This is a genomic window from Propionicimonas paludicola (genome assembly GCF_002563675.1).
Classification (GTDB): domain Bacteria; phylum Actinomycetota; class Actinomycetes; order Propionibacteriales; family Propionibacteriaceae; genus Propionicimonas; species Propionicimonas paludicola.
On record NZ_PDJC01000001.1, the window covers coordinates 836420 to 849311 of the forward strand.

Here is a 12892-nt window from a genome sequence, read left to right on the forward strand (position 1 = left end):
TGGGGGCTAGGACTGAGGTACGCACAGTCCGAGAGAAGGATCATGACCACAGTTGCCAAGAACATCGTCGACACCCTCGTCGCCAGCGGCGTGAAGCGCGTCTACGGAATCCCCGGAGACTCGCTCAACGGCTTCACCGACGCGCTGCGCGGTTCGGGAATCGAATGGGTTCACGTTCGGCACGAAGAGGCAGCGGCCTTCGCGGCCAGTGCTGAAGCGGCCCTGACCGGCGAGCTGGCGGTCTGTGTCGGCAGTTGCGGGCCGGGTAACCTGCATCTGATCAATGGCTTGTTCGATGCGCAGCGCTCCCGAGTGCCGGTGCTGGCCATCGCTGCGCACATCCCCACTTCGGAGATCGGCAGCGACTACTTCCAGGAGACCCATCCCCAGGAACTGTTCCGGGAGTGCTCGGTCTACTGCGAGTATGCGGCCTCGCCGATCCAGATGCCCCGAATGCTGCGGACGGCCATGCAGGCCGCCGTCGAGCAGCGCGGAGTCGGCGTGCTGGTGATTCCCGGTGACGTAGCCCTGGCCGACGCGGTGGACACCACCGTCACCACCGTGCGGGCCAGCCGTCCGCGGGTCGTGCCGGCTGAGTCCGAGCTGAAGGAGGCTGCGGACCTGCTGGGCGCGGCCAAGAAGGTGACCATCTTGGCCGGGGCCGGCGTCGAGGGTGCCCACTCCCAGCTGATCGAACTGGCCGACAGGCTCGGGGCGCCGATCGTCCACACGCTGCGCAGCAAGCAGTTCGTCGAGTACGACAACCCCTTCGACGTGGGAATGACCGGGTTGCTGGGCTTCGCGTCCGGCTACCGGGCGCTGGCCAACTGCGACACCCTGCTGATGCTCGGCACCGACTTTCCCTACCGTCCATTCCTGCCCGAGCAGGCCACGGTGATCCAGGTCGACCTGCGTGGTGAGCGCCTCGGGCGGCGCGTGCCGCTGAGGCTCGGCATGGTCGGCGACGTCGGTGAGACGCTGACCGCGCTGCTGCCGCTCCTGGAGCGCAAGGCCGACCGCGCCCACCTGGACGACTCGCTGGCCCACTACCGCAAGACCCGGACCAAGCTGGACGACCTCGCCACGCCGCGGAAGGCTGCGGCAGCGCTGCACCCGCAGTACATCGCGAAGGTGATCGACGACCTGGCCAGCGACGATGCCGTGTTCATCCCCGATGTCGGCTCGCCGGTGATCTGGGCGGCCCGCTATCTGAAGATGAACGGCAAGCGGCGGCTGATCGGCTCCTTCCTGCATGGCTCGATGGCCAATGCCCTGCCGCAAGCGGTCGGGGTGGCCTCAGCCTTCCCGGGACGTCAGGTGGTGGCACTGTCCGGGGATGGTGGTGTGGAGATGCTGCTGGGGGAGTTGCTCACCCTCACCCAGAACAAGCTGCCGGTGAAGCTGGTGGTCTTCAACAACTCCTCGCTCAACTTCGTGGAGTTGGAGATGAAGGCCTCGGGCTTCGTCAGCGACACCACTGAACTGAGCAACCCCGATCTTGCGGCGATCGCTACCGCCGTCGGGATGCTGGGGATCACGGTCACCCGCTCGAAGGATCTGCCGGGCGCACTGGCTCAGGCCTTCGCCTATGACGGGCCGGCCCTGATCGATGTGGTCACCGAACGTCAGGAGCTCACCATTCCGCCGTCGATCAAGCTCGATCAGGCCAAGGGCTTCGCGCTGTACGCGATGCGCACTCTGCTGTCCGGCCGGGGAGACGAGTTGCTCGATCTGACGAAGGTGAATCTGCGTCAGGTGTTCTAGGCGATGGCCGGACGATCTCGGCGAGACTCCCCTTGAGTGCCGGCGCTACGATAGTTAACGACATATCGCAATATGACTCAAGGAGGTCTGCTATGTCGCATCCGCACAGCAATCCGTTCGGCGCGGACCCGTCCGCGTTCCTGCGTGGGCTGGCCGATTGGGGCCGTCATGCCGGCTCGATGGGCGCCCACTTCGGCCCGCACGGCCGGGCTCGCCGCGGCGACACCCGGGCCGCGATCCTGAAGGTGCTCGCCGAGAGCCCGATGCACGGCTACCAGATCATCCAGGAGCTCAAGCAGCGCAGCGGTGGCGTCTGGACGCCCAGTGCCGGCTCGATCTACCCGACCCTGCAGCTGCTCTCCGACGAGGGCCTGGTCAGCGCCGAGGAGTCCGGCGGCAAGAAGGTCTTCTCGCTCACCGACGCCGGTCGGGCCGCGGTGGACGAGCTGGCCGAAGAGCCGGCTCCGTGGGACGTGGCCGCTGCCGTCGGTGACTGCAACGGTCTGCTCGGCCTACGGGAGGCCGGCGGACGGTTGGCGTCCGCGGTGATGCAGGTCGGACGCTCCGGTGATCGGACCAAGATCGACGAAGCCGCCGAGATCCTGAACGCTGCCCGCAAGCAGGTCTACGCCTTGTTGGCCGAGGACTGATCGTCCGATGACCACCGCGCAGCTGCGAGCCCGCTACCGCCGAATCGTCACCTTCTTCGGCGTCCTCACGGCCGGGTTCATCTACTGGGAGTTGATCCTGCCCAAGCTCGGGCTGGGCTCCTTGTCGAACCGCACCCGGGCCGAGCGGAACCGGCGGGCCGCAGCGCGCTTTCGGACCCTGGCCATCGGCATGGGCGGCCTGCTGATCAAGAGCGGGCAGTTCCTCTCGGCGCGGCTGGACGTCCTGCCCGCCGAGATCACCAGCGAGCTTTCCGGGCTTCAGGATGAAGTGCCGCCGGCGCCCTACGACCAGATCAAGGCTCTGGCCGAGGCCGAGTTCGGGCGTCCACTCAGTGAGGTGTTCGCCAGCTTCGAGGCCGAGCCGTTGGCGGCCGCGTCCCTGGGCCAGGCTCACCGGGCCGTGCTCAAGGCCGACGACGCGGCCGAGACCGGCTTCGCCGACGTGGTGGTGAAGGTGCAGCGTCCCTCGATCGACAAGATCGTCGAGACCGACCTGGCCGCACTGCGCCGGGTGGGGCAGTGGCTCACCCGGTACAAGCCGGTCAGCAGTCGGGTGGACGTTCCGGCGCTGGTGGAGGAGTTCGCCACCACGTCGCTGGAGGAGATCGACTACCTGGGTGAGGCCCGCAATGCCGAACACTTCCGTGAGGCATTTGCCGAGGACGAGCTGATTCTGGTTCCCGAGGTCGCCTGGGAGCGGACCACCAAGCGGGTGCTCACCTTGGAGGACGTCTCGGCCATCCGGATCGGCGACTACGACGCCATCACCGCGGCCGGCATCGACCGGGGCAAGGTGGCCGAGAAGCTGGTGGCCAGCTATCTGCAGCAGATCTTCGACGACGGCGTGTTCCACGCCGACCCGCACCCGGGGAACTTGTTCGTCACGCCGCTGCCCGAGCCGGGGGAGTTCCAGCTCACCTTCATCGACTTCGGCATGGTCGGACGGGTGCCCGAGGGTCTGCGGGACGCGCTGCGCGAGGCGCTGATCGCCGTGGCCACTCAGGATGCCCCGCGCCTGGTCGCCGCCTTCAGCTCGCTGGACGTTCTGCTGCCGACCGCCGACACCAAGCTGCTCGAGCTGGCCGCCGCGCAGGTCTTCGACCGCTTCGGCGGAATGAGCATGGGTGACCTGCGGGAGATCAGCCATGAAGAGATGATGAGCTTCGGCCTGCAGTTCCGCGAACTGATGGTCAGCATGCCGTTCCAGCTGCCGGAGAACCTGTTGATGCTGGGCCGCAGCCTGGCCATCCTTTCGGGAATGTGCACCGGCCTGGACCCGTCCTTCAACCTGTGGGCCACGTTGGCGCCCTACACCGCCAAGCTGGTCGGCGACGAGGGTGGTGGCTTCTCCTGGCAGACCATCACCAGCGAGGGCGGCAAGATCCTGCAGACCTTGGTGGCGCTGCCGGCTCGGGCCGATCGCGTGCTGACCACTGTCGAGCGCGGTGAGCTGGCGGTTCGCACGCCGATCCTCGACCTGCGCATCCGCCGGCTCGATCGGACCATGAACAAGATGACCTACGCGGTCGTGTTTGCCGCGCTGCTGCTGGCCGGTGCCCTGTTGTGGACGCCCGCGCCGGTGCTGGCCCAGGTGCTGATGTGGGGTTCGATCCTGCCGCTGCTAGCGGTGTTGCTCGGCGGACGCCGGCACCCGCCGGCCTGAGTTCAGGCGGTGGGGGCCAGTCCCAACACGAACCGTTCGATGGCTCGGACGGCCGCGCCGCGGCACCACAGTTCGTCATCGGCCTTGCTGATCACGATGTTCAGCGGGGTCGCTTTGGGGTGGCGACGTTCGGTGATCCCGGCCTGCAGCGCCTCGGCGGCCACCTCGGCCAGCAGGGCGCCCTCGCCGCCGATGATGACCAGCTGGGGGAGGATCAGGTTCGCGATGTCGGCGATCAACAGCCCTAGTGAGCGGCCTGCGGCGTCCACCACGCGGCGAGGTCCGGGGGTGCCGGTGGCGGCGAGTTCGAGCGCCTTGGCGTAGTCGATCTCGGAGTTCATGGTCTGCGAGGCGGCCGTGGCGATGCTCGGCATGGCCAGCATGGCGTGGGCGCAGCCGCGGTGACCCTCGGGGCACAGCGGGCCCAGCGGGTCCAGCGGCCAGTGGCCGATCAGGCCGAGCCCGGCGTCGACGGAGTTGATCACCTCACGGTTGGCCACGGCGCCGTAGCCGACGCCGGCACCGATGGTGACCACGGCGAACCGGTCCAGCCCGGCGCCGTCGCCGAACCAGTTCTCGAACTCGGTCAGGGAGGTCAGGTCGTTGTCGATCGCTACGGGGACGTTCAGTCGGCGGGTCACCAGGTCGGCCAGTGGGACGTCGTGCCAGCGCAGGAACGGGGCCGAGACGACGATGCCTTGGGCGTCCACCCGTCCGCCCAGCCCGATCCCGATCCCGGAGATGGGGACGTCGCCGGCCAGCCGCTCGGCGAACTCACCGATCTGATCGGCGACTTCTTCGGCTTGGGTCGAGCGCAGCGGCTCGGAGGCGAAGGCGGCGGCGTCCGAGCGCAGGTTGGTGCGCACCCCGAACAGCTCGCTGCCGGTCAGCTTCAGGCCGATGAAGTGATGCGACTCCGCCACGATCCGCAGCGGACGGGTGCCGCGTCCGGGGTTGCCGGTGGGCTGTTCGGCTCCGTCGGCGATCAGGCCGTCGCTGATCAGCTCGGAGGCCAGCCGGGTCAAGGTGCCTGCCGACAATCCGAGCCGCCGGGCCACGTCGGTGCGAGGCAGGGGACCGTAACGCAGGATCTCCAGGGCGACGGCCTGGGGCGCACCGGCCAATGGCCAGGGTGAGGGTGCGACGCGCATGTCCTGCTCCTTCTGAGGTGCGAATGATTCTATAGTCGAAGCAACAACGTTGCCAAGCTGTGATCTTTGCCCCACTTGACGGATAGTTGATTCCATCGCAGAATCAAACCGGCGCGACCGAGCGTTGCGCCCTGACCGATTGGAGACCGCAATGAAGCACGCTCGACTACTCGGTGCGGTTGCTGCTGTGATGGCCCTGACTTTGGCCGGCTGCGGGACGGGCACTGCTGCCCCGTCCGCGTCCGGCTCTGCTCCCAATGCCTCTGCTCCCGCGGAGAAGGTCAGCTTGACCTTCTGGGGCACCTACGGCAACGGCGGCAACAGCTCTCAGACCAAGGCGTTGGCGCCGCTGATCGACTCGTTCGAGAAGGCCAACCCCGACATCACCATCAACTACGTCGATATGCCTTATGACCAGCTCAAGCAGACCCTGACCACGGCCGCAGCCGGCGGCGAGCTGCCCGATCTGCTCCGCTCGGACATCGGCTGGATCGCCCAGTACGGCAAGCTCGGCGCGTTCGCGCCTCTGGACCAGACAATGCCGGACTTCAAGACCTTCGCCGACGCCGTGTACCCCGGCACCCTGGCCGCCAATGCCTGGAACGGCCACTACTACGGCCTGCCGCTGGACACCAACACCCGCGTCCTGGTCACCTCGCCCGAGGCGCTGAAGGCTGCCGGGCTGAGCAAGCCGCCGGCCACCTTCGCCGAGTTCACGGCCATGGCCGACAAGCTCAAGGGCACCAAGATCAAGGCCTTCGCCGACGGTGGTCTGGGGCAGTGGAACATCATGCCGTGGATCTGGTCCGGCGGCGGTGCGCTCACCGACGACGCGGTCACCAAGGCCAGCGGCTACCTGGACTCGCCGAAGTCGGTAGCGGCCGTGCAGATGCTGGTCGACCTGTACAAGGCCGGACAGATCCCCAACCTGATCACCGGTAACCAGGGCGCCACCGGCACCTCGGACGGCCTGCCGGGCGGCAACTACGCGTCCATCCTGGACGGGCCGTGGATGGTCGACATCTGGAAGCAGCAGTACCCGAAGTTCGCGCCGAACTACTCCCCGGTCCCGGCCGGTGACGGCGGCTCGGTGTCGGTGATCGGCGGCGAGAGCATCGTGATGAGCACCTCGACCAAGCACGCCGAGGCTGCCCTGAAGTTCATCCGGTTCACCCAGAGCGAGGAGTTCCAGCTCGCCATGGCCGCCACCGGACAGATGCCGGTGGTCGAGGCCACGGGCACCAAGGCCGCCACCCAGTTCCCGTACCTGGCGCCGTTCGCCGAGCAGCTGAAGACCGCGAAGTCCCGGCTGAATATCCCGGAGGCCGCCAAGGTTGACACCATCTTGAACAATCACCTCACCGAGGCGTTCAAGGGGACGGCGACGGTCCAGGCAGCACTGACGGCTGCCGCTGCGGAGATCGACCCGCTGCTGGCCAAGTAGGGCCACAGCGATTCGGAGAGGAAAGTACATGACCAGACGTGAGGCGGCCCCGGCCGCCGGGGGCGCCTCACGCCAGGCCCTGACCCCATGGTTGTTCCTGGCACCGGGACTGGTGTTGTTCCTGGTGGCGATCATCTACCCGATCCTGAATGCGGCTCAGATGTCGCTGTACGACTGGAATGTCCTGTCGGCGGCCTCGTCGAAGTTCATCGGGTTCGACAACTACGTCCGCGCCTTCCACGACCCGATCTTCTGGACGGCGCTGGCCAACTCGGGGGCCTACATGGTCCTCACCGTCCCGCCCCAGATCATTCTGGGGCTGGGGCTGGCCCTGCTGCTGAAGGCGAAGTCCCCTGCTCAGCCGGTCTACCGGGTGCTGTTCTACCTGCCGGTGGTGACCAGTTGGGTGGTGGTCTCGCTGCTGTTCAAGTACCTGTTCGCCGATCAGGGCCTGATCAACTGGCTGATGGACCCGTCGATGGCCTCGCCGATCTCGTGGCTGTCCAGCCGCTGGGCCGCCATGATCGCGATCGCCGCCCTGGGCATCTGGAAGGGCATCGGCTGGTCGATGATGATCTTCCTGGCCGCCCTGCAAGGTATTCCGGCCGCGCTCGAAGAGGCTGCCACCATGGACGGCGCCAACCGCTGGCAGCGGTTCCGGGTGGTCAGCCTCCCGGCGATCTGGCCGGCCATGGCCTTCGTCCTGGTGATGCTGGTGATCGGCGGCTTCAACGTCTTCATCTCGGTGCTGCTGATGACCGGCGGTGGGCCGGCTCAAGCCACCGAGGTGGTGCTCACCTATTTGTACTCGGTCGCCTTCGGTGACCTCGACTTCGGCTACGGCTCGGCCATCGCCGTGCTGCTGACTTTGGTGGTGTTCGTGCTGGCCATGATCCAGTTGCGGGTCTACCGCACCGACGAGGAGGTGTCCGAATGAGCAGCTCTCGGACCGTCCGCAAGGGTGCGGCAGCCGTCGTCCGTCACGCCTTCCTGATCGTGGCGGCCGCGGTGATGGTGACGCCGTTCCTCTACATGATCTCGACCAGCTTCAAGTCGCAGGCCTATGTGCTGACCGTGCCGCCGCAGTTCATCCCGAACCCGGCCACCCTCGACAACTACGTCCAGGTCTGGAACACCCAGAACTTCGGACGCTACTTCGCCAACTCGCTGCTGGTGGCGGTCACGTCCACGTTCTTGTCGGTGCTGCTCAGCGCCATGATGGCCTACGCCTTCGCCCGCTTCGAGTTCCGCGGCAAGAAGCTGCTGTTCCGGGTGGTCCTGCTCGGCCTGATGGTGCCGACCATGATGCTGATCATTCCGCAGTTCATCCTGGCCAAGGGCTTCGGGATGCTCGACTCCTACCTGGGCCTGATCGTGTTCTACGTGGCCGGCAACCTGTCGCTGAACACCTATCTGCTGCGCAGCTTCTTCGTCTCGATCCCGAATGAGCTCGACCAAGCCATGCAGGTGGACGGTGCCGGCCCATGGACCCGGTTCGTCCGGCTGATCCTGCCGCTGTCGACCCCGGCGCTGGCCACCACCACGATCTTCACCTTCCTGGCCACCTGGGACGAGTTCGCTTGGGCGGCCACGATCATCCGCGACACCGAGCTGCGCACGCTGCCGATCGCGATCCGGCTGTTCCAGGGTGCCAATGCCACCCAGTGGGGGCTGGTGTTCGCGGCCTCGCTGATCGCCATCATTCCGGTGATCGCGGTCTTCCTGATCTTCCAGCGGTACTTTGTGCAGGGCCTCACGGCAGGAGCAATCAAGGGATGAGTACGTCAATGTGGGGTCCCGAACTCCTGCCGGCCAAGGCTGCCTTCGCCGCCGGTGAGGACGTGCTGCTCGAACTGCGCGGGCTGCCCGAGGCTGCGTCTGTTGCCGTGTGGAGCGGTGGTGAGCAGGTCGCCCGGGCGATCGCCGCGGACGGCTGGGTGCGGTTCGCCGGGTTGCCGGGCGGACGCTACGGCGCCGAGGTGTGGGACGCCTCCGGAGTGCTGGCCCGGACCGCGTTCGCGGTCGGGGCCCAGGACATGCGCTACGGCTTCGTGGTCGACTACCGGCCCGGACGCGATGTGGCCGAGGTGGTCGACTTTGCGCGCCGGCTGCACCTGACCGACGTCCAGTTCTACGACTGGGCCTATCGGCATGCCGACCTCAACGGCGGCGGTGAGCTCTACGCGGACGCGCTGGGCCAGCCGGTGAGCCTGGATACCGTCCGCGCTCTGGTGGACGGCCTGGCTGCCGCTGGTGCCCGCAGCCTGGGCTACGCGGCGGTCTATGGAGTCGGCGATGCCGAACTCGACGTGTGGGCCGACCAGGTGTTGCGCCAGGCGGACGGGCAGCCGTGGGGCCTGGGCGACTTCCTGACCATCGTCGACCCGTCCGATGTGACCTGGCTGGAGCACTTCGCGAGCGAGCTGCAGGAGGCCACCGCACGGCTGGGCTTCACCGGCTACCACCTGGACCAGTACGGCTACCCCAAGCGCGCCCGGCGCAGCGACGGGGCCCTGGTCGATCTGGCCGAGGCCTTCGCCACCATGATCGCGGCCGTGCGCCAGGCGCTGCCCGAGGCGCGGCTGGTGTTCAACCAGGTGAACGACTTCCCGACCTGGCGGACCGGCGGCAGCCCGCAAGATGCGGTCTACGTCGAGGTGTGGCCGCCGCACACCACCTTGGCCGACCTTTCCCGGTTGACCACGGCGAGCCGCCGCCACGGCAAGCCGGTGGTGATCAGCGCCTACCTCAAGCCCTACGAGCTCCCCGATCAGGACGCCGCCGATGCCGCGGCCCGGCTGACCATGGCCACGGTCTTCTCCCACGGCGGCAGCCATCTGCTGGTCGGGGAGGCCGATCGGATCCTGACCGACCCGTACTACGTCCGCAACCATCCGATGCGGCCCGAAACCGGCGCCATGCTGCGTCGCTGGTACGACTTCCTGGTCGAGCACGGCGACTACCTGACCGACCCGGGGCTGGTCGAGGTGACCGGGGCCTATGCCGATGCGTACAACGGCGATCTCGAGGTGGCCTTCGACGGTGTCGAGATTGGCTGGAACCCGGAGCCGGGGAAGATCTGGCGCCGGATCACCCGGCGCGGCGACGACCTGATCGTCCATCTGATCAACCTGATCGGCCAGGACGACACCGAATGGGATGCGCCCAAGCGTCCGGCCACGGAGGTGGCCGAGGGAGTGCTGCGGGTGCGTCCGATCTCGGCGGCGGGCTGCCGGGTGCTGGTCGCTGATCCGGACGGCGCCGGACGACTGATCGAACTGCCGCTGCGGGCCGTGGACGGCCTGCTCGAGGCGGACCTGCCGAGCCTGCACAGCTGGCAGCTGATTGTGGTGAAAGAGAACAATGCGAACTGACCAATGGTGGCGCTCGGCCGTCATCTACCAGATCTACCCCCGCTCGTTCGCCGACTCCGACGGCGACGGCATCGGTGACCTGCGCGGCATCATCGGGAAGCTCGATTACCTGGCTGACTTGGGCATTGACGCGGTCTGGCTGTCCCCGGTGTACCCCTCGCCCGGTGCGGACGCCGGCTACGACGTGGCCGACTACCGGGGCATCGACCCGCTGTTCGGGACCGAGTCCGACTTCGACGAACTGATCGCCGGCCTGCATGCCCGCGGCATCCGGCTGGTGATGGACGTGGTGTTCAACCACACGTCCATCGAGCACCCGTGGTTCGTCGAGGCGAGTGCCTCCCGGGACGCGGCCAAGCGGGATTGGTATCTGTGGCGTGACGCCCGTCCGGGCTGTGTGGCCGGGCAGCCGGGGGCCGAGCCGAACAACTGGGAGTCGATCTTCGGAGGCCCGGCTTGGACCTTCCATGAGGCCACCGGCCAGTACTACCTGAACCTGTTCACCCCCGAGCAGCCCGACCTGAACTGGGAGAACCCCCTGGTCAGGGCCGAGTTGGCCGAGGTGCTGCGGTTCTGGCTGGGCCGTGGCGTCGATGGTTTCCGGATGGACGTGATCAACTTCGTCTCCAAGGATCCGCGCTACCCCGACGGACGGGTCGGCTCGTCCGGGCTGGGCGACGGGTACCCCTACTTCTCCAACGGGCCGCGGATCCACGAGTTCCTGGCCGAGATGCGCGGCGCGGTCGGCCCGGACGTCCTGCTGATCGCGGAGGCGCCCGGCGTGACCGTCCGCGACGGCGAGCTGTACACCGATCCGGCCCGCGGCGAGGTGGACATGCTGTTCCAGTTCGAGCACGTGGGCCTGGACAGTGGCGAGACCAAGTGGGATCCGCGTCCGCTGCAGCTGGCCGAGCTGGTCGAGAATCTGCGCCGCTGGCAGCTCGAGATCGGGGACGGCTGGAACGCGCTGTACTGGTCGAACCACGACCAGCCGCGGGTGGTCTCGCGGTTCGGCGACCCGGCGTACTGGCGGGAGTCGGCCACCGCGCTGGCCACCCTGCTGCACCTGCTGCGCGGCACCCCGTTCGTCTACCAGGGCGAGGAGCTCGGCACCACCAACTTCGGCTTCACCAGCCCGGATCAGTGCCAGGACATCGAGGCGCTGAACGCCTACTCAGCGCTGCTTTCGCGGGGCCTGACCCCGGCCGAGGCGATCGCCCGAGTGGCTCCGGTGAGCCGGGACAACGCCCGGATCCCGATCGCCTGGGACGCCAGCCCGTCCGGCGGCTTCACCACGGGGACGGCCTGGCTGCCGCTGCACCCCGAGCGTGGGCTGTTCAACGCTGCCGCGGAGGCGGACGACCCGAACTCGGTGCTGGCCTACTACCGCCGGCTCATCGCTCTGCGGCACGCTGAACCGGCGATCTCGCTGGGCCGGCTGGACACCCTGGAACTGGTCGGCGACAGCGTCGTCCGGCTGGTGCGGGTGGGGGAGGGTTCGACGATCGAGGCCCTGATCAACCTGTCGAGCACCCCTCAGCAAGTCGCCGCCGATGGCGGGACGGTCGTGCTCTCGAACCTGCCGGTTTCCGCCGACTGGCTCAGCCTGGCGCCCTGGCAGGCCGTTGTGCTGCGCCGCCTGGGCGGCTGAGCCCAGTTCGACGCCTCGGGCCGGCGGTTCAGTTGGCGTCCGGCGAGCGGTGGCTGTCCTTCGACGGCCGCCGCACTCGCCAGGTGAAGAATTGACCGTCCGTCCGTACCGCTGCTAGCGTCGATCACGTAGTCAGCCGCACCTGCCTCATGAAAGGAGGCCGTGAAATGTCACCCACTGTCGATGGGCCCTTCGCGTCCGTCCATTCATTCGAGGCTCCCGCGCTCTGACCTCTACCTGTTACGGGTGCCTCCTCCTTCCAGGAGAACCCCTTGTCAGACATCAGTCCAGCCATCTCGTGGGATGAGCTTTCCTATCGCGCGCTCGGTGAAGACCTCGCCGAGCATCAACGTTGGTCCACCTGGGACACCGTCGAACGGTTGTGCCGGGGACCGCAGCCATGGCCGCAGTGGGTCGTCACCAGTTCGGCAGCGATCGACACCGATCTCGGCGTCCTGAAGACGGGCAAGGAGGCCGACGTGTTCCTGCTGGAGCGGGCAGTTCCTGGTGATCCGGACGCCCGCTGCCTGCTGGCCGCCAAGCGCTATCGGTCGGCCGAGCACCGGCTGTTCCGCCGCGACGACGCCTACACCCAGGGTCGCCGGGTCCGAAACAGCCGCGATGCGCGGGCCATGGCCACCAAGACCAACTTCGGACGGTCCGTCGAGGCCGATCTGTGGGCGAGGTCGGAGTGGTCGGGGCTCGTCCGCCTCTACGAGGCCGGAGTGCCGGTGCCGTATCCGGTGCAGGTCGACGGCCGCGAGATCCTGATGGAGTTCATCGCCGACTCGGCGTCCGGGCCGACGGTTGCCGCTCCCCGGCTGCACCAGGTGCGTCCCGGCTTGGCCGCCCTCGCCCGACTGTTCGAGCAACTGCGCGACGCGCTGCGGACGATGGCCAGCCTCGGTCTGGTGCACGGTGACCTGAGCCCGTACAACACCTTGGTGGCCGACGCCGACAGCGCCGAGCCGCGGTTGGTGATCATCGACGTGCCGCAGCTGGTCGATTTGGCCGCGAACCCGCACGCAGTCGAGTTCCTGCTGCGCGACTGCACGAACATGGCGACCTGGTTCAGTGCCAAGGGCTATCCGGTGGACGCCGACGAGCTGCTCGCCGACCTGCTGGGTTACGCCTGGTGAGGATCGACTCGAAAGGTGGTTCCGAGTCGCTGTTA

10 protein-coding genes are annotated in these 12892 nt (G+C 67.6%); 9 read left to right on the forward strand and 1 reads right to left on the reverse strand.

What is annotated here, in order from left to right; genetic code table 11:
• Window positions 1-42 precede the first annotated feature (42 nt).
• The 3 genes from poxB (at window position 43) to ATK74_RS03725 (ending at window position 4098) form a co-directional block, all read left to right on the forward strand.
• Window positions 43-1764 (forward strand): ubiquinone-dependent pyruvate dehydrogenase, encoded by a 1722-nt coding sequence (gene poxB / locus ATK74_RS03715; RefSeq protein WP_098459779.1) that lies wholly within the window; start codon window positions 43-45, stop codon window positions 1762-1764.
• A gap of 92 nt (window positions 1765-1856) precedes the next feature.
• Window positions 1857-2414 carry a PadR family transcriptional regulator gene (locus tag ATK74_RS03720; protein ID WP_098459780.1) on the forward strand — a complete coding sequence of 186 codons (558 nt, stop codon included), beginning with the start codon at window positions 1857-1859 and terminating at the stop codon, window positions 2412-2414.
• 7 nt (window positions 2415-2421) lie between these two features.
• Window positions 2422-4098 carry an ABC1 kinase family protein gene (locus ATK74_RS03725; RefSeq protein WP_098459781.1) on the forward strand — a complete coding sequence of 559 codons (1677 nt, stop codon included), beginning with the start codon at window positions 2422-2424 and terminating at the stop codon, window positions 4096-4098.
• A gap of 2 nt (window positions 4099-4100) precedes the next feature.
• On the opposite strand, the gene ATK74_RS03730 is transcribed toward ATK74_RS03725, so the two are convergent.
• Window positions 4101-5249, reverse strand: coding sequence for an ROK family transcriptional regulator (locus ATK74_RS03730; protein ID WP_169923717.1), 1149 nt, complete (start codon window positions 5247-5249; stop codon window positions 4101-4103).
• Window positions 5250-5400: 151 nt separating this feature from the next.
• Between ATK74_RS03730 and ATK74_RS03735 the strand changes: the two genes are divergently transcribed.
• The 6 genes from ATK74_RS03735 to ATK74_RS03760 all read left to right on the forward strand — a co-directional run bounded on the left by ATK74_RS03735 (window position 5401) and on the right by ATK74_RS03760 (window position 12857).
• Entirely contained in the window at window positions 5401-6693 is a 1293-nt protein-coding gene (locus tag ATK74_RS03735) for an extracellular solute-binding protein (RefSeq protein ID WP_098459783.1), read from the forward strand.
• A 28-nt stretch (window positions 6694-6721) separates the two neighbouring features.
• The gene (locus tag ATK74_RS03740; protein ID WP_098459784.1) at window positions 6722-7630 is read left to right on the forward strand and encodes a carbohydrate ABC transporter permease; all 909 of its coding nucleotides are present in this window, start codon (window positions 6722-6724) and stop codon (window positions 7628-7630) included.
• Window positions 7627-8472 carry a carbohydrate ABC transporter permease gene (locus ATK74_RS03745; RefSeq protein ID WP_098459785.1) on the forward strand — a complete coding sequence of 282 codons (846 nt, stop codon included), beginning with the start codon at window positions 7627-7629 and terminating at the stop codon, window positions 8470-8472. The genes ATK74_RS03740 and ATK74_RS03745 overlap by 4 nt, the downstream gene beginning before the upstream one ends.
• Entirely contained in the window at window positions 8469-10067 is a 1599-nt protein-coding gene (locus ATK74_RS03750; RefSeq protein WP_211283274.1) for a glycoside hydrolase family 66 protein, read from the forward strand. Before ATK74_RS03745 ends, ATK74_RS03750 begins: the two co-directional genes overlap by 4 nt.
• Window positions 10057-11718, forward strand: a complete 1662-nt coding sequence (locus ATK74_RS03755; protein WP_098459787.1) for an alpha-glucosidase — start codon at window positions 10057-10059, stop codon at window positions 11716-11718. The genes ATK74_RS03750 and ATK74_RS03755 overlap by 11 nt, the downstream gene beginning before the upstream one ends.
• A gap of 272 nt (window positions 11719-11990) precedes the next feature.
• Window positions 11991-12857: a serine protein kinase RIO gene (locus ATK74_RS03760; RefSeq protein ID WP_098459788.1), complete on the forward strand. Its 867-nt coding sequence runs from the start codon at window positions 11991-11993 to the stop codon at window positions 12855-12857.
• Window positions 12858-12892 lie beyond the last annotated feature (35 nt).

What these genes read in the sequence shown, in the direction of transcription:
- poxB (WP_098459779.1), top strand. Translation starts at nt 43, where the DNA reads ATGACCACAGTTGCCAAGAACATCGTCGACACCCTCGTCGCCAGCGGC.
- ATK74_RS03720 (WP_098459780.1), top strand. Translation starts at nt 1,857, where the DNA reads ATGTCGCATCCGCACAGCAATCCGTTCGGCGCGGACCCGTCCGCGTTC.
- ATK74_RS03725 (WP_098459781.1), top strand. Translation starts at nt 2,422, where the DNA reads ATGACCACCGCGCAGCTGCGAGCCCGCTACCGCCGAATCGTCACCTTC.
- ATK74_RS03730 (WP_169923717.1), bottom strand. Translation starts at nt 5,249, where the DNA reads ATGCGCGTCGCACCCTCACCCTGGCCATTGGCCGGTGCGCCCCAGGCC.
- ATK74_RS03735 (WP_098459783.1), top strand. Translation starts at nt 5,401, where the DNA reads ATGAAGCACGCTCGACTACTCGGTGCGGTTGCTGCTGTGATGGCCCTG.
- ATK74_RS03740 (WP_098459784.1), top strand. Translation starts at nt 6,722, where the DNA reads ATGACCAGACGTGAGGCGGCCCCGGCCGCCGGGGGCGCCTCACGCCAG.
- ATK74_RS03745 (WP_098459785.1), top strand. Translation starts at nt 7,627, where the DNA reads ATGAGCAGCTCTCGGACCGTCCGCAAGGGTGCGGCAGCCGTCGTCCGT.
- ATK74_RS03750 (WP_211283274.1), top strand. Translation starts at nt 8,469, where the DNA reads ATGAGTACGTCAATGTGGGGTCCCGAACTCCTGCCGGCCAAGGCTGCC.
- ATK74_RS03755 (WP_098459787.1), top strand. Translation starts at nt 10,057, where the DNA reads ATGCGAACTGACCAATGGTGGCGCTCGGCCGTCATCTACCAGATCTAC.